The sequence below is a fragment of the Arthrobacter sp. Soil_C_49 genome, from assembly GCF_057656635.1.
In genome coordinates, this window is record NZ_JBDGJZ010000035.1 from 1 (window position 1) to 409 (window position 409).

The following is a 409-nucleotide window of genomic DNA, read 5'->3' on the forward strand; positions in this document are numbered from 1 at the left end:
AGGGCCAGTTTCGCGGGTGTGGTGAGGTGCTGGAGCCGGGTCAGGGTCAGGGCGATGATGGTCCCGGCCCGGGACGATACCGCCGGGCAGGCAGCGGCTGCGGGGTGTTCGACACGGTCTTCGTCGCCGGCGCCCACGGGCTCGGCGCTGCCGGTAACGGCTTGGGTGTCGTTGCCGGTGCTGGCCGCGGTGCCGGTGGCGTCTTCGGTGTTGGCAGTGCCCGTGCTGGTGTTGGTTGGTGTGGGGGTGAGGGCGGTGGCGAGGTGCTGGCGGGGTGCGGGGATGGTGTCGCCGGTGAGGGTGGTGGCAGGAAGGATGTCTTTTGCCAGGGCGAGGCGGCGGTTGGCTTCGCTTTTGCTGATCCGCAGCAGGAGCCGGAGGGACTCACCTGTAGTGGCACAGCCGTCAT

General features: G+C 69.7%; 1 pseudogene. It reads right to left on the reverse strand.

Annotated features, from left to right (window positions below):
- Positions 1-409 (reverse strand): annotated as a pseudogene (locus AC3A4Z_RS22595) (hypothetical protein); the annotation flags it as partial.